The organism is Roseivirga sp. UBA838 (genome assembly GCF_002296035.1).
Lineage (GTDB): Bacteria > Bacteroidota > Bacteroidia > Cytophagales > Cyclobacteriaceae > Roseivirga > Roseivirga thermotolerans.
The window spans coordinates 53,477-74,540 of sequence record NZ_DBHC01000041.1; the positions used below are offsets into that span (position 1 = coordinate 53,477).

The 21,064-nt window shown below is 44.2% G+C and carries 19 protein-coding genes; 3 read left to right on the plus strand and 16 right to left on the minus strand.

Going from position 1 to position 21,064, the window contains the following annotated elements; all coding sequences use genetic code 11:
• Positions 1 to 198: 198 nt before the first annotated feature.
• The 16 genes from B3O12_RS14935 to B3O12_RS15010 form a co-directional block, all read right to left on the minus strand.
• Entirely contained in the window at positions 199 to 1,206 is a 1,008-nt protein-coding gene (locus B3O12_RS14935) for an ImmA/IrrE family metallo-endopeptidase (protein WP_286756878.1), read from the minus strand.
• Positions 1,207 to 1,247: 41 nt separating this feature from the next.
• Positions 1,248 to 1,841, minus strand: a complete 594-nt coding sequence (locus tag B3O12_RS14940) for a 2OG-Fe(II) oxygenase (RefSeq protein ID WP_286756879.1) — start codon at positions 1,839 to 1,841, stop codon at positions 1,248 to 1,250.
• Between the two features lie 225 nt (positions 1,842 to 2,066).
• The gene (atpC, locus tag B3O12_RS14945; RefSeq protein ID WP_189628445.1) at positions 2,067 to 2,315 is read right to left on the minus strand and encodes an ATP synthase F1 subunit epsilon; all 249 of its coding nucleotides are present in this window, start codon (positions 2,313 to 2,315) and stop codon (positions 2,067 to 2,069) included.
• An 8-nt stretch (positions 2,316 to 2,323) separates the two neighbouring features.
• Positions 2,324 to 3,832, minus strand: coding sequence for a F0F1 ATP synthase subunit beta (atpD, locus tag B3O12_RS14950; RefSeq protein WP_286756881.1), 1,509 nt, complete (start codon positions 3,830 to 3,832; stop codon positions 2,324 to 2,326).
• 117 nt (positions 3,833 to 3,949) lie between these two features.
• Entirely contained in the window at positions 3,950 to 5,173 is a 1,224-nt protein-coding gene (locus B3O12_RS14955; protein WP_286747318.1) for a sensor histidine kinase, read from the minus strand.
• 280 nt (positions 5,174 to 5,453) lie between these two features.
• Positions 5,454 to 6,980: a hypothetical protein gene (locus B3O12_RS14960; RefSeq protein ID WP_286756884.1), complete on the minus strand. Its 1,527-nt coding sequence runs from the start codon at positions 6,978 to 6,980 to the stop codon at positions 5,454 to 5,456.
• 11 nt (positions 6,981 to 6,991) lie between these two features.
• The gene (locus B3O12_RS14965) at positions 6,992 to 9,880 is read right to left on the minus strand and encodes a TonB-dependent receptor (RefSeq protein WP_286756886.1); all 2,889 of its coding nucleotides are present in this window, start codon (positions 9,878 to 9,880) and stop codon (positions 6,992 to 6,994) included.
• Between the two features lie 333 nt (positions 9,881 to 10,213).
• On the minus strand, positions 10,214 to 11,536 hold the full coding sequence (locus tag B3O12_RS14970) for an ABC transporter permease (RefSeq protein ID WP_286747315.1): 1,323 nt from the start codon (positions 11,534 to 11,536) through the stop codon (positions 10,214 to 10,216).
• Positions 11,533 to 12,441, minus strand: a complete 909-nt coding sequence (locus tag B3O12_RS14975) for an ABC transporter ATP-binding protein (RefSeq protein ID WP_370298736.1) — start codon at positions 12,439 to 12,441, stop codon at positions 11,533 to 11,535. Before B3O12_RS14975 ends, B3O12_RS14970 begins: the two co-directional genes overlap by 4 nt.
• A 153-nt stretch (positions 12,442 to 12,594) precedes the next feature.
• On the minus strand, positions 12,595 to 13,482 hold the full coding sequence (locus B3O12_RS14980) for a hypothetical protein (RefSeq protein WP_189628451.1): 888 nt from the start codon (positions 13,480 to 13,482) through the stop codon (positions 12,595 to 12,597).
• A gap of 254 nt (positions 13,483 to 13,736) precedes the next feature.
• Positions 13,737 to 14,846 carry a molecular chaperone DnaJ gene (dnaJ, locus tag B3O12_RS14985; protein WP_189628452.1) on the minus strand — a complete coding sequence of 370 codons (1,110 nt, stop codon included), beginning with the start codon at positions 14,844 to 14,846 and terminating at the stop codon, positions 13,737 to 13,739.
• A gap of 1 nt (position 14,847) precedes the next feature.
• Positions 14,848 to 15,426, minus strand: a complete 579-nt coding sequence (locus tag B3O12_RS14990) for a nucleotide exchange factor GrpE (protein ID WP_286747313.1) — start codon at positions 15,424 to 15,426, stop codon at positions 14,848 to 14,850.
• A gap of 107 nt (positions 15,427 to 15,533) precedes the next feature.
• Complete coding sequence (gene obgE, locus B3O12_RS14995) at positions 15,534 to 16,529, minus strand: GTPase ObgE (RefSeq protein ID WP_189628454.1); 996 nt, start codon at positions 16,527 to 16,529, stop codon at positions 15,534 to 15,536.
• Positions 16,530 to 16,623: 94 nt separating this feature from the next.
• Positions 16,624 to 17,199 (minus strand): adenylate kinase, encoded by a 576-nt coding sequence (locus tag B3O12_RS15000; protein WP_189628455.1) that lies wholly within the window; start codon positions 17,197 to 17,199, stop codon positions 16,624 to 16,626.
• Positions 17,200 to 17,242: 43 nt separating this feature from the next.
• Positions 17,243 to 17,773 (minus strand): hypoxanthine phosphoribosyltransferase, encoded by a 531-nt coding sequence (gene hpt / locus B3O12_RS15005; protein WP_286747311.1) that lies wholly within the window; start codon positions 17,771 to 17,773, stop codon positions 17,243 to 17,245.
• 14 nt (positions 17,774 to 17,787) lie between these two features.
• Positions 17,788 to 18,711: a M20/M25/M40 family metallo-hydrolase gene (locus tag B3O12_RS15010; protein WP_189628457.1), complete on the minus strand. Its 924-nt coding sequence runs from the start codon at positions 18,709 to 18,711 to the stop codon at positions 17,788 to 17,790.
• Positions 18,712 to 18,789: 78 nt separating this feature from the next.
• On the opposite strand from B3O12_RS15010, the gene upp reads away from it, so the two are divergent.
• From upp to B3O12_RS15025, 3 genes are read left to right on the plus strand one after another with little or no spacing between them, the layout of a single operon-like run.
• Positions 18,790 to 19,437, plus strand: a complete 648-nt coding sequence (gene upp, locus B3O12_RS15015; RefSeq protein WP_189628458.1) for a uracil phosphoribosyltransferase — start codon at positions 18,790 to 18,792, stop codon at positions 19,435 to 19,437.
• Between the two features lie 5 nt (positions 19,438 to 19,442).
• Positions 19,443 to 20,381 carry a calcium/sodium antiporter gene (locus B3O12_RS15020; RefSeq protein WP_189628459.1) on the plus strand — a complete coding sequence of 313 codons (939 nt, stop codon included), beginning with the start codon at positions 19,443 to 19,445 and terminating at the stop codon, positions 20,379 to 20,381.
• A gap of 1 nt (position 20,382) precedes the next feature.
• Positions 20,383 to 20,835: a hypothetical protein gene (locus B3O12_RS15025; protein WP_286756887.1), complete on the plus strand. Its 453-nt coding sequence runs from the start codon at positions 20,383 to 20,385 to the stop codon at positions 20,833 to 20,835.
• The last annotated feature ends 229 nt before the right edge of the window (positions 20,836 to 21,064 follow it).

Here is a 21,064-nt window from a genome sequence, read left to right on the forward strand (position 1 = left end):
TTATAAATGCAACTATGTTGCAAACATAGTTAAACAACACTAATGCAACTATATTGCATTTAACAATTCGTCAAAAATTTATCCGAAAGGCCAATTCAGACCTGACCCGCTTGCTCATCGCAAAATTCTTTGGGACTAAACTGAGTGTAGAGGCAGAGTTTTGCCTGTAATAGTCAACTCTTCAAAGCTTGAATATTTCTACCAATTAGGATCAATGGGCGGCACTCCCTTAAATCGCACAACTTTATCCCCGTAAATGGGATCGTAATAATGGCCGCTATTCTGGTAGTCTTCATTCCAAACTTTACTCCCATCTGCATCGAACGTATAGATGAATGGAGAAAGAAGCAACCTTTCCAAGTGCCATCTTCCCTCTTTACCGGAAGGTATTTCTTCACCATTTCCGTAGAGCATCAGGCCGCCATCGGCATAAACTTCATGGCCCGGATGTGTTTCTCTATATTCATGGCTCACGTTCATGAGCTTATGGCCTAACTCATGGGCTATGGTTCTTCTACTGCGATCTCCTCTAGAGAGGTTAGAAATGGTGATCACTCCTCTCAGATGGCGTGGCAGGTTTTTACCGTAGGAATAGGTTGGAAAAGACAGTCCCCCTGTGCGGACGGACTTCACTGTCCAGTTTCTCCCTTCCGACACCTCCAAAAACGGGTAGAAAACATCTTGAAGAGCGATGAGGTAAATGGTCCGGTCATTCTGTGGGTCGGGCTCTACAATAGCATCGAACGCTTCGCGGGCATGCCCGGTAAGCCTGGCCGGGTGTCGCTCCATATGTTCATAGGTATTTACATACTCAGTTACCGGCACCCCGGGAACTTCATTGGCTTGAATAGCCAAATAAGAAGGGTCTATTTCTCCGGTTTTTACAAACAACAGGTTTAACTGCAGGTCTGTTGGTTTGTAGATTTCTTTGGCAGCCAAAAAACTCTCCAGCATAGAGGCCATAGTCACCTTCTTATAATCGGGATCGAAATTAGAAGGAAAGTAAATCCCTACGTCTACGGTTGGTTTGCCCGCCTCAATATCCGCATTTATCCGATCTAACGACAGAGTGTCTAGTTCCTGCCACTTTACTAGTGACGCTGTGGCCGGCCTGACCTCCTTAGTACCGGAGTCACCGGACTGGCAAGAAGATAAAGCCACGCAAATGATTAAAAGAAATAGGAGCGGAAGTTTTTTAGCATTCATTCTACCAAGTTAAAAACGCATCTGAAAATCCGAAATCTAAATTATCTATATGGCGGCCCTGCCAACCAAGCCACCACGGACTGTCTAAGACCTTGGGTGATTGGAGTTACTCTATGAAGTATAAAGGAGGGAAATATTACTACAGTTCCCTTAGTTCTGGGTACACTTACTGCATTCTGATTGATCATGAACTGAAGGTCTCCACCTTCATATTCCTCAGAACCGGATAACTGAACTGAAATACTCAACTTTCGATGCGAGATTTCACCGGCACCAAAATCCATGTGCCAATCAAAGAAGTCGCCAACACCGTATCTGGCCAGTTGGAGCTCATGGTGAAAGCCGAGCAAATCATACCCATATCGTTCATGGTTGCACTGTATTCCTAACTCTCCCAGTCTATGGTAAAGCCAAATACTATCTGGTTGCTCCTTAACAAAGGTTACCTTGGTCTTCCGTAGTGTGTCATCTGTTCCTTCCTTAGCTCCACTCAGCGTAGCCTTTTCCTCATTCTCAGAGTCCCACATGCTTTTTATTCTCTCTACGTCACTAGCGGTAAAGAACCCTTCATAATAGACAAACTCTGAAAAATTAGGTCTTGTGGGTTGGTTAAATGGAAATACTATGGGGTTCATGGTGCTTATAAAGTGTCCAAGCTATCTAATTTAAAGACATTAGCAACCCACTATCCGGATTTATATCTCAACGGGTCGTCTTATTGGCTCTTGTTCGAACAAATCATAGGCAAACAGGCTATTAGTATAGGGCACTAAATCGTATGAGCACAAAAAAAAGAGGCTGTCTCAAAAGCTTTAAAGCCTTTGAGACAGCCTCTTTTGCTCTAAATATTGTTTAAGTAATTACTCTTCGATTACTGATTCGGCCAGTACCACCACTTTGTTGTTGAGTACTTCAACCACTCCACCGTCAATAATAACTACATCTTCTTTGCCGGAGGCTTTAATTGTTAGTTTACCTCTGCCCAGTGCAGAAATCATTGGGGCGTGTCCGCTTAATACCTGAAACTCACCATCGCTTCCGGGAAAAGTTACGGCATTGGCTTCTCCTTCGAAAACCTTCTTATCGGGTGTTACAACTTCTAATAGCATAGCCACAATTATTTAGCAGCTTCGGCCAACAGTCTTTCTCCTTTAGCTCGGGCTTCTTCAATGGTACCTACCAGGTTGAAAGCCGCCTCAGGAAGATCATCGTGCTTACCATCCAGGATTTCGTTGAATCCTTTGATGGTATCTTTAATATCAACCAATACTCCTTTAAGACCGGTAAATTGCTCGGCTACGTGGAATGGTTGAGAAAGGAATCGCTGCACTCTTCTGGCTCTTGAAACTACAAGCTTATCTTCATCAGAAAGCTCGTCCATACCAAGAATAGCAATAATATCCTGAAGCTCTTTGTATCGCTGAAGAGTCTCTTTTACTCGCTGAGCACAGTTATAGTGGTCTTCACCGAGAATATCCGGAGTCAGGATTCTTGAGGTTGAATCGAGCGGATCTACCGCAGGATAAATTCCCAGCTCAGCAATTTTTCTTGAAAGTACCGTGGTAGCATCCAAGTGAGCAAAGGTAGTTGCCGGAGCAGGGTCAGTTAAGTCATCCGCAGGTACATAAACAGCCTGAACAGAAGTAATTGAACCATTCTTTGTGGAAGTAATTCGCTCCTGCATGGCACCCATTTCAGTGGCCAGTGTAGGCTGATATCCTACCGCAGAAGGCATACGACCAAGAAGGGCCGACACCTCAGAACCTGCCTGAGTGAAACGGAAAATATTATCGATAAAGAACAGAATATCTTTTCCTTGACCTTCGCCATCTCCATCACGGAAGTATTCGGCAATGGTTAGTCCGGAAAGGGCTACACGGGCTCTTGCACCCGGAGGCTCGTTCATCTGACCGAACACGAAGGTAGCCTTAGATTCTGCCAATTTTTCTTTGTCTACTTTGGTCAAATCCCATCCGCCTTCTTCCATAGAGTGCATAAAGTCTTCACCGTAAGTTACAATGCCAGACTCGATCATCTCACGAAGCAAGTCGTTTCCTTCCCTTGTTCTTTCACCCACACCGGCAAATACAGATAGTCCTGAGTATGCCTTTGCAATGTTGTTGATAAGTTCCTGAATCAATACGGTTTTACCTACACCGGCACCACCGAACAATCCAATTTTACCACCTTTAGCATAAGGCTCAATCAGGTCGATTACCTTAATACCGGTGAAAAGTACTTCTGTAGATGTAGAAAGATCTTCGAATTTTGGAGCAGGTCTGTGAATAGGCAGCTTTTTGTCTCCTTTTGGCTGATCTATACCATCGATGGCCTGACCTACCACGTTGAACAGTCTACCTTTAATGTCATCGCCAATAGGCATTGCAATTGGTGAACCTGTATCTACAACGTCCATACCTCGGGTTAAACCTTCAGATGAATCCATCGCAATGGTTCTCACTCGGTTTTCACCCAGGTGCTGCTGGCACTCCAACACCACTACCTGGCCGTTTTCTTTTGTTACTTCTAATGCATCAAGGATGTTTGGCAATTTGGCGCCTTCAGCATCGAAGCTAACGTCTACAACGGGGCCAATTACCTGCGTGATCTTTCCAATATTCGCCATCTGTTAATCTTTATAGAAAGGAAAAATGGGGTTATTTTTTCTGGGTGCAAAGGTAAGCGGATTAACTTTTAAACCAAAAGGTTATGTTGAAAATAGAGGGCTTAATTTGAGAGCTTTCTACGCCCTCAAAAGAATACGAAACGTAGTGCCAATATCTATCTGAGAGGACTTTACAAAAATCTTTCCCTGATGGTAATTTTCAATAATTCGCCTGGCTAGGGCCAGACCTAAACCCCATCCTCTCTTTTTGGTAGTATAACCCGGCTTAAACACATCGTTCAGCTTGCTTTTGGGTATGCCCTTTCCATTGTCTGAAATATCTACAAACACCTCATGAGTAGAATCGCGACCAATCACCACCTTAATTTGACCAATGCCACTCATAGCGTCTACTCCATTTTTCACTATGTTTTCTACCACCCATTCAAACAAAGGCTTGTTTATTTGGGCCATAAGGTTGGGTTCTCTTGCCTCTATACTCATGTGCACCTTAGACGACAAACGGGGTTTAAGATACGCAAGGCAATGATCTATAACCTGCTCTACAGGCTCAGATTTTAAAACCGGCAAGGAGCCAATGTTAGAAAATCTGGCGGTTATTCGTTCCAGACGTTCAACATCTTTGTCCAATTCCTGCACAAGTTCTTGTTTGTCTTTCAGCTCGGGCATGGCTTTGAGGTATTCTAACCAGGCCATTAATGACGAAAGTGGCGTACCCAACTGGTGGGCCGTTTCTTTGGCCATTCCCACCCAAACCCTGTTCTGTTCGGCCCTGCGGCTATAAGAAAATGCCAAATAGGCGATAAACGCAAATATGGCAATCACACTCAGCTGTATGTACGGATAGGCTCTCAGCTGCCGCAAAATATAGGAGTTGCGGTAGTAAACGTATTGTATATCGGCCAGACTACCATCTGTGGCATTGCGAACCATAATAGGGAAAGGTTCATTTTCGCGCTTCATTTTCTCAAGCGTCTTCTCCAATTGCCGCTCTCGTTTATCGATAGAAGCCGTAGAATCAACAACATTTCTGGAGAGCAATATTTCTTGCGAGGCGGAGTCGACCAGTATCACAGGCAAGGTGTTGTCGGGGGTAATAATGTTGGAAGAAATGAAAGTAAGCGCAGATTCATCGACCAGAGAGGAGCCTGAAAACTCAACGGCCTCTGCCCAAAGCTTTATTTTTTCCTCCTCTCCTTTTTTTAGGCGATCTACCAACTCATTGGTGTATACTATTGAGCCTGTGCCAATAATAATGGCCACCAAAAGTATAAACCATTTGATTTTAGACTGATTGGTGTAAAAGTCGATCTTCAATGAACCTTTAAAAGGGTTATGCATACAGGAAAGTAATGAAAATATGCATTTCGAAAACGTTCAGGAGCAGGGCATGTTTTAAGAAGTAGCATTTTTAACAATCCCCAAATCGGTTTCAATTGATAAAACTTCAGCAAAACCTTGGTGGTCAGTGGCTATTAACTCACCTACGGCCTAAAAAAAGAAAGAGGCTGTCTCAAAGCTCCAAAATTTGCTATTCTAAACTTGTCTACCGCAGACAGGCAAGTTCTGGGTGACGCTCAACCGGCTTCTGAGACAGCCTCTTTTCGATTCTTCTGTTGAATTAGTTTCCTGAAGTGGCTGCCCTTATTGGAGTACCCTTGTAGGCATTAGGGTCTACATTTTTTAAGTCTCCTCCAAAAGTAGTTTCCAATGTTTCTATAAGTATCGAAGTCATTAGGGCATTTCCTCTTGGGTTAAGGTTTAGTCCATCGGCTGAAAATATGCCGAACTTGGAAATACCGGGAAAGAAATTCACCCCTTCAATATCTACTCCATTAGGCTTTCTGTTGAGCAATAGGTTGAGGCCCTCATAGAGCTTCTCATAATAGGCATGTGTATCGATGAGAGCCAATCGGCCATTAGACTGAGCTACTTTGTTGGCTATTACCTGGTTATAGGCTGCAATTCGGTTGGTTATGAGTTCAATATCTTCTTCTTTAAGATACTCCTCCTCGCTAAGTGCATTGCCGGGCAAATGACCTTTGGTGGTTCTCAAAAAGCTTTCTGCGGGATAGAACACACGCTCTTCTCTCTTCAGATGCCTTACTTTAGGTATGGGCTGCCCATTAGAATAATACGCTTCCGGTAAGTCTTCATCGATAACCAAAATACCCCAATTGAACTCTCGGTCTGCTGCAAAATCCAAATAAGGTCTTCTGTCTTCAAACGGGATATTCGGATTCTGTCGATAATAATTATCAAGGCTCTGATTGTATTGGGAAGCCTCGCTTCTTATTCGGTTAAGTTTGGGCGTACCTTTCACGTATGGAGTAAGGTCGAACCTTAACTCTATGAAGTAGGGCAGCTTGAGCAGGTCGGGCAGATTGAAAACAGCCCCTTTGGTATTGGGGTTTGCCTGCAGGAAGGCATCTACCACCTCATTGAACTTACTTTCGAAAAGAGCTACGGAAGGCATGTCTCCCGGATTATAGTTGCTGGCGTCTGTCAACGATGCAGCCCCCTCTGCTCCCTTCATGGCGTAGGCCAATACATCTTCATAGCCCAGATTGAGTACAAAGAATGTAGGGTCTTGGGCTACGGCAGCCTGAACCACCGATGTATTGCCCACATTGAATGATGCGATGAACGGGTTGGAAGTATTGGTCTCTGTTAAATCCAGTAACTGTGCCTTAGGAAAAGAAAAGTTTAATATCTCTCCACCGGCATTGCTATAGGCAAAGGCCTCGCCTTCTGTAGTTGTCCGCTTAAAATCGGTAGTATCAGCAGTTGGGTAAAACAAGTCGTATTGCCCCACCGTTTCGCTCAAAAGTGTATTCTCATATATGTTAAATCCATTAGTGCTTTCTACGGCAGGCGAAAAGTTCTGCCAGTTGGCACTGCTGTTTCCCTCAAAATGATTTAGAAAAACCTGTGGCAAAGAGTATTGAGCAAATTCTGTGGTTAAGGCACCATTGTGTACACCACTCAGTAGAGTACCTCCTACAAAAACGGTTTTAGAAATGTCGGCACTCTCGAGCTGGCCAACGGTTTCTTCCGGAGGCTCAGGAAATTCATAGCTGCAACTACCCACTACCAAAAGCAAGGCTATAGCTGCTAAAATATTTCGGTTCATTTTAATTGTTCTCATTGCTCAGCACTTTAGAATGGATCAAACCCAAAAGACAAATAATAGAATGCGGTAATCTCCGGACCGCCAAATGCATTGAACTGTGCATTGTTGAGCACATTATTTCCACCAAAACGAATGGCCCCATAAATCTTCGGAATTCTGTAGGTCATCTGAAAATCGAAAGTATTGTAGCCCGGTATACGGCCGTCTACAAAGTTGCTTTCCCAATCGTAAGCCGAACGATACCTCCAGGAAACTTTGCCTCCGAAGTTCTTACTTATCCGGTCGTGACCAAGGGTGAGGTTAAGCTTGAAAGACGGTGTATTAAAACCGGGGGTAAGTGGGTCGTCAGTGTTCTGAATTATGTTAGCAAAAGTAGTATTGACCACAAAGTTGGTCCCTTCATCGCTGGTTACATCATAAACAAGTTCAAGCCCCTGAGTAATAATTGCGTTTCTGGAGTTGTCAGAAACATAGTATTGATCGCTTGTACCAGGGTTGTTGGCTTGCTCTGCCGCCAAAGTCAAGTCGGTAAGCGGACTGGTCCTTGGCTTAATTACTCGGGTAACTCCAATAAAATTACGGTAGTGGTTAACGTATAAAATAGCTTCGAACAAGCGTTTGGACTCTACCAAACTCCTGAAGCCTACCTCGAAACTGGTAATGGTTTCGGGCTTTATGCCATTGAACTGATCAGTACCTATAATTCCATCTTCCAGAATGCTCAGGTAGCGGTATTTCAGACTTTCCACATTGACCTGCCCATTGGGTTGAGCCAGTATTCTGTTAATCTCACTTCCTATGGCCTGATTGTATTTATTGAGTGCGCTTTCTAAAAAAGCATTGTTCTGTAGATCGTACTGATCGACTACCTCGGGCAAGCCTCCTACAATGGTGAGGTCTCCAAGGTTCTGGTTAAAGAACTGCTCGCGGATGTTTGGCAAACGTTGACCGCGCTGCAGGGAGCCACGCACAAAGGTATTGGGCTTAATTTCTCTTACTGCCGAAATACGCTGGCTGGTAATGATGTTAAAGTTCTCGTTTTTATCAACCCGCAAAGAAGCAGTAGCATCGGTGCGGCTGTCTATCTTATGGCTCATTTCTGCAAAGGCTCCATACTCAAAGTTAGTTACGTCATTGCCAATACTATCTGTAAAGATGGTCCCTCTCGACTCCGGGTCATACATTCTGGCACTGGCACCTACTTCGAAAGAATCGAAAAAGTCTTCCCAGGCATTGAGCTTAGCACTGGCCTCTACGTGATACAATCTTGACTTATCGAAAATCCTGGCTCCGTTTCGTGGATCAATGGAGTTAATGACTACCTGACGCAGCGAATCAAACCGCTCTGTACCCGGTTTGTATCGGCTCTCATAGCCACTGCCTCCGGGAAAACCCGAGTCTGCTATATTTCTCACGGTTTGGTAATTGCCTCTTCCGGCAATGTAAAGGTTTCTGAATTGGTTATACCAGGCAGCATCGGGTTTAGCTGTCTGAATCATTACTTCGGCCAGCCGCCCAACATTGTAGGTATTTCCGGCATCTTGCATGGTGGTATACCCTCTAATATTGAACTTCTCGTTGGTTACTTCCACCTTATGTTGCTGAATCTCAAAGTCACGCAGGGCTATTCGATCGTCTCCGGTAATCATGGTTGAAGCTTTGCCAAAAAAGGAAGCTATCACCAATTCAGTCTTAGGGGTAAGTTTAACGTGAAGTGAACCATTGAGCTTTATGTTCTGTGCGTTATAGTTCACCAGGTCTTCTTCTCTGTATCCTTTGCGGGTCACGAAAAAGGCCGTATCTCTTAAGGAAACCTGTGTAAGGCCATCCATATTGGGTGGGGTTACCCTCACTGGTACAACCAAAAGTGCCGCCCTATCGTCTCCATAATGGTTAACCACATTGATGCTCTGGTTGCTTATGGAGTGGGTATCTTCAAATGCAGCTCCAGGGCCAATATTATCATAGTTCACAGCCTTAAAGTCTACCCCCGAAAGCACTGAGCCGTTCACTTTAAAGCCTACTTTGTTTTTTATAGCATTAGCATAGCGAAAGGATGCTTCTCCTAAAAAGTCGGTTCCAAGGCTAATAAAGCTCTGATCGTACGGATCAGAACCTAAAGTGGCTCCTTTCACCTCAAAACTCAACCCACGATAATCAAAAGGGTTTCTGGTACGCATATCCAGCACACCGTTAAATGCTCCGGGACCATATTTAGAAGTGGTTGGACCGGGAATAAGCTCTACCGACTCAATGTCCAGTCCACTGGGGCCCACAATATTGCCAAGCGAAAAGCCAAGCCCCGGTGCCTGACCATCAATTCCATCGGTAAACTGTCTGAAGCGAAGATTGGTATTGGAATTAAACCCTCGGGTATTAACGGTATTAATTACTATACTTTGAGTAGCCACATCCACACCTTTGAGGTTAACCACGGCATCATAAAAATTGAATGAGGCTGTGTTGGTGAGCTCCTTCACGGTCAGCTTTTCAATTTGAATAGGAGACCTGAGCTCCTCTTCGGTTATTTTTTCGGCCGAAAAAACCATTTCTTGTAGCACCACATCGCCCGGCTCCAACTGAATAATGAGGTTTTGCTCGGCTTTCACCAGGTTTATCTGCTTAGGCAAATAACCTACTGAAGTAATTTCGAGAGTTACCGGAAACTTAGATATGGCCAGGGTAAATAAGCCGTTCTCATCGGCCGAAACACCAACTCTTCTATTGGCATATTCAGGCCCAATTAGCTTAATACTGGCGTAGGGCACAGAAGCCTTGGTCTCTTCGCTCACTACTTTGCCCGATACCAGCTGCGCCCAGCTCTGGTTTTGCATGAGCAAACCACAAAAAAAGAGCGCAATACAAAGAGAGAAGCGAGAGGCAAACGGCAGTTTAAATTGCAGTAATTTCTTCACTTTAATTAGTTCTTAGTCTTAGGATAGTTGTTCAATATTGCTGAAAATTAGCGTATTAGATAAGATTATTGATGAGTTGCCAAATTTTAATTTAGGCGGAAACAGAGCGACTTTCTCATGGCACATATTCCTGAAGTTAAGCTGAGTTTTGGTTAATAATTATAGTACACAACGCACTTTCTGTGGTTTGAAACACAGGGAGTAAAAAAATTTGATCAACGGTTACTTAAGAACTCCTTCAGACACTGGTGCATTCACAAAAAGGAAAAGGCTATCGGGAGTAAATTTCTACTTCCCAGATAGCCTTTTCTTGGATGATACAATAAGGGGTGGTTACACCTTCATGGTAAACCACTTTTTCATAATCTTCCAGTTTACTTTTACTCCATACATCAGAATTCCAATTCTGTAAATTCTTCCTGCCACATAAATGGTACCTACAAAGCCGGCAATAAGCAGTACCATAGACAAAGCCAACTGCCAATCGGGAACACCAAATGGTATTCTGGCCATCATTATAATTGGCGAGGTAAACGGAATTAAAGAAAGGGTTATGGCCATTCCGCCATTGGGATCGTCTAGCACAAAGAACATGGCCATTATAGAGGCAATAATGGGTATTACTATTGGGAACATAAACTGCTGTGCATCTTGCAGGCTATCTACAGCAGAGCCCACTGCCGCATAAAGCGCTCCGTAGAGAAAGTATGCTCCAAGGAAATAAAAAAGAAAGCACAGTAGAATCTTGGTTACGGGCACCGTGGCAATCATGGCAGTTATTTTGGCGGCCATTTCCTGCTGTTGAGTAAGGGCCTCTTGAGGAACCTGCTGCGAAGCCGCCTCCATGAGCACATCACTGTTTCCGGCCAAAATACCCAAGCCTACCGTAGAAAGTGTAGCAATGAGCACTATCCAAATGAGCAACTGAGTGAAGCCCACAGCCCCCACTCCAAGTACCTTGCCCATCATAAGCTGAAAAGGTCTTACTGAAGAAACAATTACCTCAACAATACGGCTGGTTTTTTCATCAAGAACGGATTGCATAATCTGCGATCCGTAAACGAATATGAACATGTAAATGAGAAAGCCGGTACCATAGCCAATGGCAAAGCTTAAACCACTGTTACTTTCTTTGGCTTCCCCTTCTTCTGTAATGTTATATGTCGTAAGGTTAGCGTTTACCTGAAGCTTACTGATAATGTCCTGATCCAACCCTGATCTTTGAAGTTTCAGGTCTTCCAGGCGGGTTTCAATAGAACGCTCCAGACGTTCCATGGTGCGAATGCTTGGGTTGGTTTCTGAGTAAAACTGAAAACCTTCGAACCGAGTTACTGAAATATCAGACAAATCGAGCGATGGAATGTAGAGCAACCCAAAAGCGCCCTCCGTCTGAAAGGTTTTCTTTCGCTCTTCAAGGTCTCCGGTAACATAGGTAAAGTCATAGCCACTGGCATCGAATACCTCTGAGAAATAGCCGCTCTCATCTAATACCAAAATCTCATCGTGCCGGGAGTCTTTGTCTTTGGTTGAGAAATAGACAATGGCAAAAATTATGGTTGGCAATACCAGCGGTGTCAGAAGGGTGGCCAGAAGAAACGACTTCTTTTTAACCCGAGTTAAATACTCTCTTTTAAGTACTAAGAAAATCTGTTTCATGATTGACCTCCTTTTACAATGTTGATGAATATATCGTTGATTGATGGAATGATTTCCACGAAGGAGTGGACTTCTATTTTGTTGATGAGCTCTTTAAGCAATTCGTTGGGCGACTCTCCATTTTTAGATTCAATTATGGCCTTATTGAGCCCCATATCTGACACCTCCTCTTTGAGTACGGAAAGGCTAACACCCGACTGAAGGGTTCCTTTAAAGGTTACCTCATACTGATTGAGTTTATAGGAGTTTCGGATATCGTTCTTAGGACCATCCAGTATTTTCTGTGATTTATTGATAAGCGCAATATGGTCGCACAGCTGTTCAACAGATTCCATTCGGTGGGTGGAGAAGATTACGGTAGCACCTTTTTCTCTAAGCTCAAAAATTTCGTCTTTTATGAGATTGGCATTTACCGGGTCGAAACCTGAAAAGGGCTCATCTAAAATAAGTAATTGAGGCTCGTGCAACACAGTGGCTATAAACTGAATTTTTTGTGCCATACCTTTAGATAGGTCTTCTACCTTTTTGCCGGCCCAATCGTATAATCCGAGCTTATCGAGCCAGAATTTAATTCTCCTTTTTGCTTCGGGGGTAGACAACCCTTTGAGCTGAGCCAGGTAGAGTAATTGCTCCCCTACCTTCATTTTTTTGTATAGCCCTCGCTCTTCGGGCAAATATCCTATTACGCCAATATGTTTAGGTTCAAGCTTTTCTCCGTTGATCAAAACCTGACCTTCATCGGCCATAATTATTTGGTTAACAATACGAATGAGGGTTGTTTTTCCTGCCCCATTGGGACCTAGCAAGCCGAATATTGACTGCTTAGGAATGCTAATGCTAACGTCATTGAGGGCAGTATGCTCTGCATACCGCTTGGTGACATGATTGGCCTCTAAGATGTTCAAAATTGTTGAGTTTTAGTTGGAATAAAAGTTAGTACCTTTTGAGTGCTTACCCTAAAAAGCCCAATCTAATTTGAACAAATAAGAAGAACTGACACAGATGAATAGCGTAAGCGGAATATCTTACCGCTTGATGGCATATGGTGTTTGCGAATATCAGTCGTTGGTAAAGACCACACTGCCCATGGAGAGATCTATATTGAATGTAAGGATGTTTTGGGCTCCTGTATTATAGCCGGGGCTCACAAATACGTTTTCACGAACTTTTTCGTATCCTGAAGGAAGCTTAAGCTTTCTGTAGGAGGTATCCTTCATTCGAACAATTACTGGAACTTCGTTAGAAGGCAGGTTAATGGTTAGGCTTCCGGCCCCCACTCTGGCCCATATATCACTCGAAACCTGAGGTTGTTCTTCAAAGTCCAGTACCAACGAACCAAAACCCACTTCGGCCAGAATACTTCTTGCACGAGCCAAGTCAAGGCGTTCAATTTCAACATCTCCTAAGTCTACAGACACCATGAAAGTATCCATTTCCATACGGTTTTGAACTTTGGAGAGATAGCCAACTTTTACATGGGCATTACCGGAAGTAATACGGCAGTCTTCTACGGCAATATCGGAGAGGTCTATATATGCCTTACCTACGCCATAGTTCAAATCGAGCCTGTATGGCCTGAAATCGGTAAAGTAAATGTTCCAGTAGTTTTCCTCATCGGTAGTCTTCTTACCGAATATTTTGGAGAGTTTGGCACCAAAACCTTCGTTTCCGTTGTCTTTTAAGCTAAGCCAGGTGTGCAGGGTACTGCCCTCCATGCGCTGTCCGAAATCGGAAGAAATGTAGTCTTCATTGTGATGCCCCATAATATTTATGGGTAATTCACCCAGCCGGGTTCTTATTTCGCAGGTACCGGAAGATGCTTTGAGCAGAAAGTTAACTTTCTCGCACGCTGGGTTTGCTTCTACAGTAAAGTGTTTCTTTGTCTGTGCCAGCCCTTCAATTCCAACTGCTCCTATAATGGCCAACAGAAAAAGTATTTTTTGCATGCTCTTGCTTACGGTTTGTTTAAACGTTGGGTTGCAATCAATTACAAACCGAATAATACGGGAATTACCTGAAAATAGTTAGAAGTTTTTTGTGGGGCTAAAAAAAGCAACCTGTCATTCCTGAGTTGGAGGGAATCTACATAGAAAAGAGGCTGTCTCAAAAGCTTCAAAGCTCGTCATTCTGAACTTGTCTACCGACAGGCCAGCTCAGGGCGACACACACCTGGCCTTTGAGGCAGCCTCAATATAATACGTTAAAAGAACTCCTTAATCTTCTCGAAGAAGCCTTTTTCTCCTTTTCCCGGATTAGGCCTGAAGTTATCGGAGTGCCTTAGCTTTTCCAGAGTTTCCGTTTCCTCCTTCGATAGGTTTTTGGGAGTCCAAACATTTACATGAATGAGTTGGTCTCCTTTGCCATAACCATTAATATCTTTTATCCCTTTGCCACGAAGACGTAAAATTTTGCCACTCTGAGTGCCCGGGTCTATTTTAATTCTCACTTTACCGTCAATTGTGGGCACCTCCATACTGCCACCGAGGGCAGCATCTATAAAGCTCACGTACAGGTCATAAACCACATTGTTGCCGTCTCTTTTGAGCTGCTCATCTTCTATTTCTTCAATTACAATGAGCAAGTCGCCCGGAGCTCCCCCACCGGGGGCCATATTTCCTTTGCCCGACATAGACAACTGCATGCCTTCGGCTACACCGGCCGGAATTTTAATAGGAATAACCTCCTCTTTCATTTCCAGTCCGGTGCTATCTACACCCGGAGGTCTTTTATCGATGGTTTGTCCTGAACCGTTGCAGGTATGGCAAGTGCTGGCCGACACCATTTGGCCAAGCATAGTATTTACTACTTTCTTCATTTGGCCGGAGCCTCCACAGGTACTACAAGTTTTGTAGGTTACTCCTTCGGCATTGACCAAACGGTTTACTTTTATCTTCTTCTCAACACCGTTGGCTATTTCATCGAGGGTGAGCTTTAGTTTAATGCGCAGGTTGGTGCCTTTTCGCTGTCTTCGGCCTCCGCCTCCTCCAAAGAAACTTTCAAATGGACTTCCCCCGCCAAAGATATCTCCAAACTGGGAGAAGATATCTTCCATATTCATGCCGCCACCGGCTCCACCAAAGCCACCACGCATACCTTCATGGCCAAATCTGTCGTATTGAGCTCTCTTTTCTTTGTTGCTCAAGACTTCATAAGCTTCGGCAGCTTCTTTAAACTTTTCTTCCGCCTCTTTATCGTCCGGGTTTTTATCCGGGTGATATTTTATTGCCATCTTCCGATAGGCCTTCTTTAGCTCATCGTCAGTAGCATTTTTGCTTACGCCCAGTATTTCGTAGTAGTCTCTTTTTGCCATATTAAGCTCCTATCACCACTTTAGCGAAACGAATTACCTTGTCTCCCAGATAGTATCCTTTCTCTACCGTGTCTATAATTTTACCTTTCAATGATTCGTCTTCCACCGGAAACTGTGTTACTGCCTCATGTAAATCGGCATCGAAATCGGTTCCTTTTTCTGTCTCCATTACCTTCAACCCTTTAGACTCGAGGGTCTTAAAAAGCTTGGATGAAATAAGGTCGAAACCTTCTTTAAGCACTGCCACATCTTCCTGATTTTCGTTGGCCTTTTTCGCTCTTTCAAAATCATCTATTGTTGGCAGAAGCTCCTTAATAAGATCGGAAGAGGCCGTTGAAATTAACTCTATTCTTTCTTTGGCGCTTCTTCTTCTAAAGTTCTCGAACTCTGAATATAGCCTTAGGTATTTGTCTTTGGCTTCATCGAGTTCTATAGCGAGTTTCTCCTCTGCCGAAAGTTCTTGTTCCTGCTCATTTTCCTGTTCCTTCTCGGCTACAGCTTCTTCAGTGGCAGTTTGCTTTTCAGCTTCCAATACTTCGTTCTGTTCTTGCTTATTATTCGCTTTCTTTTCCTTTGCCATTGTTTACTTTGATAAACCGCGTGCGGTGGTACAATTTTTTTGCCAAGCCCTTTAAAGGTGTCAATATGGCATAAAGCCTTTACTAGGGCAAAGACTCCGTTGTCAGGTTAGGCATTAAGCCTCTTCCAGATGAGGTCTTTGAGCTGCTGTAATCCTTGCTGGGCCACTGAAGAAATGAACACACTTTCTATGTCTTTGGGGAGAAGCTCCTCCATTTCATTCATCATTTGCTCATCGAGCATATCGCATTTGGAAATGGCCAGTATTCTTTCTTTATCGAGCAGTTCGGGGTTATACTTTTTCAGTTCGCCTAGCAGAATGTCATACTCCTTTTGAATGTCAGTGGCATCGGCAGGAACAAGGAAAAGAAGGATCGAATTTCGTTCTATATGTCGAAGGAAACGAATTCCCAGGCCTTTTCCTTCGGCTGCTCCTTCTATAATACCCGGAATGTCGGCCATCACAAAAGACTTATGGTCTCTGTAAGACACCACGCCCAGATTGGGCACGAGGGTAGTGAAAGGATAATCGGCAATTTCCGGCTTGGCCGCAGAAAGCACCGAAAGCAGTGTTGACTTTCCGGCATTGGGGAAGCCAACCAGTCCTACATCGGCCAGAAGTTTTAGCTCCAATACACAGAGAGCCTCTTCTCCCGCTTCTCCTGGCTGAGCAAAACGGGGGGTCTGATTGGTCGCTGTTTTGAAATTTTCGTTGCCCAGGCCTCCACGACCTCCCTGAAGAAGGATTCTTTCTTCTCCATCTTCGGTAATTTCGAACAGAACCTTTTCTTCCGGTTCTACAGTCTTGGCCACAGTACCCAGCGGTACATCGAGAATTATGTCGGCTCCATCGGCACCCGTACTTCTTTGTCCTCCTCCGGGCTGACCGTGTTCGGCAAATACATGTTTTTGATACCGCAAGTGAAGCAGGGTCCACATTTGCTTGTTGCCACGTAAAATAATATGGCCTCCCCGGCCTCCATTGCCGCCATCGGGGCCTCCCTTAGGAACGTGCTTTTCTCGTCTGAAATGTACCGAGCCGGCACCTCCATTGCCCGACTTACAATAAAGCCGTACGTGATCGATAAAATTGGAACCTGCCATTGATTGATTTATTCTAATATACAGACTTACTCTCAGATGCTCTAGGGGTACCTGCATTGCCCCTCATCACCCAAACGAGTAAGGTCTTTACTGCCTATCGAAGGGCCTCTATGGCTGACGATATCTCTTCAAAGATTCCGTCAATGGTGCCTACCCCATTTATTTTGCTGGCCTTACCTTGTTTTTCGTAGAATTCTGCAACCGGTAAAGTTTTGTTGAGATATTCCTGAATTCTTACGTTTATCTTTTCTTCATTCTGGTCGTCTGCCCGGCCAGAGGTTTTTCCTCTTTCCAACAATCTTCTCTTTAACTCATCTTCAGGCACATTCAGCATGATCATCTGATCGATCTTTGTGTTGCGGTTTTTCAAAAGCTCGTCAAGAGCCTCGGCCTGAGCCACAGTTCGGGGAAATCCATCAAAAATAAAGCCCTTAGCATCGCTATTGGCATTTAAGAAGTCATCGACCATACCAATTACAACCTCATCGGGCACAAGTTTTCCATTGTCCATATAAGACTGTGCTTTCTTACCAAGATCGGTCCCCTCGCCCAGATGTTTTCTGAATAAATCGCCTGTAGATATATGTTTAAGTTGGAAAGTATCAATGATTTTCTGACTCTGCGTTCCCTTACCCGCGCCCGGAGGGCCAAACAAAACTATGTTAATCATGAAGATTGGTTTTTTAGAAAGGCACAAATATAAAGCATAATCACTAGTCGAGCCTCAATTGATAGATATCTTTGAGATTTCTCCCTAAACCATCATAGTCGAGTCCGTAGCCAACCACAAATTTCTCAGGAATCTCAAACCCAACGTATTTAACGTCTACTTCTCTTTGTAAACATTCGGGTTTCAGTAAAAGCGATGCCACCTCTACACTGGCCACTCCGGCTTGCTCAAGTTGATGAATAATGCCTTCCATGGTTATACCGGAGTCTACAATATCTTCTACCACCACCACGTGCCGGTCTTTTACGGACTGACTTAAGCCCAAAAGCTCTCTGGTTTTTCCGGTGCTTTGCATACCGGCATAAGAGGCTACTTTTATAAAGGTGATTTCGGCCGGAATATTTACTTCTTTGAGCAAATCGGAGGCAAACATAAACGAGCCGTTTAACACTCCTATAAACAGGGGACATTTATCGGCATAGTCGGCCGATATGCGCTCTGCTAAATCGGCAATTTGACTTTGAATTTGATTGGAAGAAATAAACAGCTCAAACTGTTTGTCGTGAATGATCATTCGGGTGGTGGGTTTTACAGGCGTTTCATTAAAGTTGAATATAACTGAATCATGCTCACAATATCGCTTTTATGTACCAGTTCATCGGGACTGTGTACATTATCTTCCGGTGCGCCTACAAAGCACCAGTCGATGGGATAAGGCGAGGCTTGGAGCTCTTTGCCATCGCTGCCCCCGGCTCCTTCTACCTCTAACTGGTATGGAATACCCGATTCTTCGGCCAACTCGATGATACGATTGACAAAAGACCTTCTGGGAATACTGCGGTCTCGCATAGAGATAGCCACTCCCTGGCCATGCTCTACTCCTTCGGTTATCCAGGTAATGTCTGAAATAAGGGCCTGAGTAACCCCCCACTTTTCAACCATATGCCTGGCCAAATAAGACACCGAACCTCCTCCGTGTTCTTCCCAACAGCTAAAAATTATGAGTCCGTCTTCTAGTGTTTCGGCAACCTTGAGTGCATTGAACACCCCGAGCCGGTTATCGAGATAGCACGATTGTACATATTCTTCTGACTCTCTAAAGTCGCACTTAAATACGAGTTCTGTACCGCGCTGTATACCCCTGGCAAATTTATAGTGCAGGTCTCCATCATTTTCTACCAGCTCACACTCAATTGGGCCAAGTGCATCTTCTCCAACCAGCTTATAGCCTGTTTCGGCCTTAGGCCCCCCAATAGGCACTAGCTGGTCTTGATAGCGAACCGTAAAGCCAATGCTATCCATATGGGCATATATGGCTGTTCTTGGTTTTCCAAACTTTAGAATAAGGCAATCTTGAAATTCCGGACCATGAATTATCTCCGGCTCTACTTTCCAGAAAGATTTATTTTTCTTCACGTATTTGAGAAGAAAGTCTTTCATGGCTATCTCATTGCCTGAAGGGGCATGTATCCGGCAGAGTTGGTGAAGCAAGGAATAATCGAGCTTATGCATGGTGCAAAATTAGGACTAGCCGTAAGATTATTGGTCTGACGCTGAATAAAAGTATAAATTGCCGCAGATTTTAGGCTCATGTTTATTCTAGACAGGCAAAACTCTATCGCCAACCAATATTTAGCCGAGATACGCCATGTAGGGAGTCAGAGCGATATGCTCCGCTTTCGCCATAACATGAAGCGCCTGGGGCAACTGCTGGCTTACGAAATTTCTAAAACACTTCTTTACGAAACCCGCCCCATTGAAACTCCTTTGGTGAAAAGCCAAGCTCATTTTTTGGCCGATCAGGTGGTGGTGATAAGCATTCTGAGGGCAGCCCTCCCCTTTAGCCAGGGTTTTCAAGATGTATTTGATTCGGCTGAATTTGGTTTTATTGGCGCGGCCCGAAAACCTCATTTGGCCAATGAACCGGTTGAGGTAGCTCTGGACTATTTGGCGGCTCCCGACCTCAACAATAAAGTAGTGGTAGTGGTTGATCCTATGTTGGCCACCGGAAAATCGATTGTAAAAAGCATAGACCATTTGTTGCAAAATGGCACACCTAAAAAGCTACACATTGCCACTATTATTGCAGCACCAGAAGGAGTGGACTATCTGCAGAGGGAACTCAACACTCCATACGACCTATGGTCATGTGCCCTTGATGAAAAACTCAACGAAAAGTATTATATCGTGCCCGGATTAGGAGATGCCGGAGACCTGGCCTTTGGCCGGAAACTGTGAGTTGAATGCTGTTGGATATTATTGTACTTGTTCTTGGTTTGGTACTGCTGATTGCGGGCGGAGACTTTCTGGTAAAGGGAGCATCGAGAATCGCACTCAGGTTTAACGTGAGTGCCATGGTTATTGGGCTCACTATTGTGGCCTTTAGCACTTCTGCCCCTGAGTTGCTGGTGAGTCTTAATGCTGCTCTCAAAGAGGCTCCTGATTTTGCCATGGGCAACGTGGTAGGCTCCAACATTTCTAACCTTGCCTTGGTGCTGGGCGTTGCCTGTCTGTTTGGCTATATACCCATTCACCGAGGAACAGCCACCAGAGACTGGCTCACAACCATGGTTGCCAGCATTTTACTCTATCTGTTTGTACTCGATCAGAAATTAACCTCATGGGAGGGTGGAATACTCTTTGGTTGCCTGGTGATTTACCTTATTGTTCTACTCATCAAAACCAAGAAAGATCAGGTGAAGCTGGATTATACCATTGAGCCGGACAAAGACACGACTTTTGAGAAATTTAAAGACCTTCTTTTATTAGCCATTGGAGGAGCCTGCCTCTACTTCGGCTCCAACTGGTTTATTGATGGTGCGGCAGACATAGCCACTGATCTTGGGGTTTCTCAGCGTATTATAGGACTCACCATATTGGCTATTGGCACAAGTTTACCGGAGCTTTTTACCTCGGTAATTGCTGCCAAAAAAGGAGAAACGGATTTGGCTCTGGGCAATTTACTTGGGTCCAATATCTTTAACATACTCTCCATTCTTGGTATCACAAGCATGATTCATCCGCTTGATGTTAACCAAATCATTATTTCTAGCGACATGCTGTGGATGCTCGCAATAAGCTTAGGTATTTTGCCGCTTATGCTACTTCGCAAAAGACTCGGAACACCTTCCGGCATCATCTTGTTGCTCTTTTACGTTACTTACCTGGTGACGATTTTGTAGTATGTTGACAACCCTTATCAATTATTTGTGGCTTTACTTTCTGGCCTGCCTAAAATCCATTCTGCCCCCTTTGCTCGGGCCAGCCTTTGGGCTTAGCAATCTGGAAATTATTGTAATTACGGTAGCCGGATTGATGACCAGTGTGGTGCTTTTCAACTTTTTAGGAGAGCGGATTAAAGCTCAGGTTATCCCCATCTTTATTAAAAAGCCTAAGAAGTTTTCGCCAAAGAGCCGTAGAATGGTCAGAATATGGAGAAAGTATGGTATAGTTGGGGTGTGCTTTCTTACCCCACTTGTTCTTTCCCCACCGGGTGGGGCACTTCTTGTGGCCACGGTTGGAGCGCCACGCAGGCAAGTATTTCTCTATATGCTAATCTTTGGGATTTTTTGGGCGGTTGTCTGGACCTTCTCGGTAGACTGGTTAATCCAAATTGGTTTGGTGGGTAAACGTTGAAAGGTTGTACGGTTGAGAAGCAATGAAATAGAGGGTTTAAAATAACCTGAGTTCGATGTAAGGAAGTAGTAAAATACCCCCTCTTAGGACGTCATTGCGGAATTTTCCTCTGAAAACTTCACATCAGCAAAGGAAAATATCCGCAATCTCATTTGGGCTCTGTTCAGATACCGGATAAAACAGGCCTTTTTGAGAGCTTAAGACCTGTTTTTCCGGCATGACGTTCTTT

Excerpts from the sequence above, each read along its gene's own strand:
- B3O12_RS14935 (WP_286756878.1), bottom strand. The coding sequence starts at position 1,206 with ATGAATGCTAAAAAACTTCCGCTCCTATTTCTTTTAATCATTTGCGTG.
- B3O12_RS14940 (WP_286756879.1), bottom strand. The coding sequence starts at position 1,841 with ATGAACCCCATAGTATTTCCATTTAACCAACCCACAAGACCTAATTTT.
- atpC (WP_189628445.1), bottom strand. The coding sequence starts at position 2,315 with ATGCTATTAGAAGTTGTAACACCCGATAAGAAGGTTTTCGAAGGAGAA.
- atpD (WP_286756881.1), bottom strand. The coding sequence starts at position 3,832 with ATGGCGAATATTGGAAAGATCACGCAGGTAATTGGCCCCGTTGTAGAC.
- B3O12_RS14955 (WP_286747318.1), bottom strand. The coding sequence starts at position 5,173 with ATGCATAACCCTTTTAAAGGTTCATTGAAGATCGACTTTTACACCAAT.
- B3O12_RS14960 (WP_286756884.1), bottom strand. The coding sequence starts at position 6,980 with ATGAGAACAATTAAAATGAACCGAAATATTTTAGCAGCTATAGCCTTG.
- B3O12_RS14970 (WP_286747315.1), bottom strand. The coding sequence starts at position 11,536 with ATGAAACAGATTTTCTTAGTACTTAAAAGAGAGTATTTAACTCGGGTT.
- B3O12_RS14980 (WP_189628451.1), bottom strand. The coding sequence starts at position 13,482 with ATGCAAAAAATACTTTTTCTGTTGGCCATTATAGGAGCAGTTGGAATT.
- dnaJ (WP_189628452.1), bottom strand. The coding sequence starts at position 14,846 with ATGGCAAAAAGAGACTACTACGAAATACTGGGCGTAAGCAAAAATGCT.
- B3O12_RS14990 (WP_286747313.1), bottom strand. The coding sequence starts at position 15,426 with ATGGCAAAGGAAAAGAAAGCGAATAATAAGCAAGAACAGAACGAAGTA.
- obgE (WP_189628454.1), bottom strand. The coding sequence starts at position 16,529 with ATGGCAGGTTCCAATTTTATCGATCACGTACGGCTTTATTGTAAGTCG.
- B3O12_RS15000 (WP_189628455.1), bottom strand. The coding sequence starts at position 17,199 with ATGATTAACATAGTTTTGTTTGGCCCTCCGGGCGCGGGTAAGGGAACG.
- hpt (WP_286747311.1), bottom strand. The coding sequence starts at position 17,773 with ATGATCATTCACGACAAACAGTTTGAGCTGTTTATTTCTTCCAATCAA.
- B3O12_RS15010 (WP_189628457.1), bottom strand. The coding sequence starts at position 18,711 with ATGCATAAGCTCGATTATTCCTTGCTTCACCAACTCTGCCGGATACAT.
- upp (WP_189628458.1), top strand. The coding sequence starts at position 18,790 with ATGTTTATTCTAGACAGGCAAAACTCTATCGCCAACCAATATTTAGCC.
- B3O12_RS15020 (WP_189628459.1), top strand. The coding sequence starts at position 19,443 with ATGCTGTTGGATATTATTGTACTTGTTCTTGGTTTGGTACTGCTGATT.
- B3O12_RS15025 (WP_286756887.1), top strand. The coding sequence starts at position 20,383 with ATGTTGACAACCCTTATCAATTATTTGTGGCTTTACTTTCTGGCCTGC.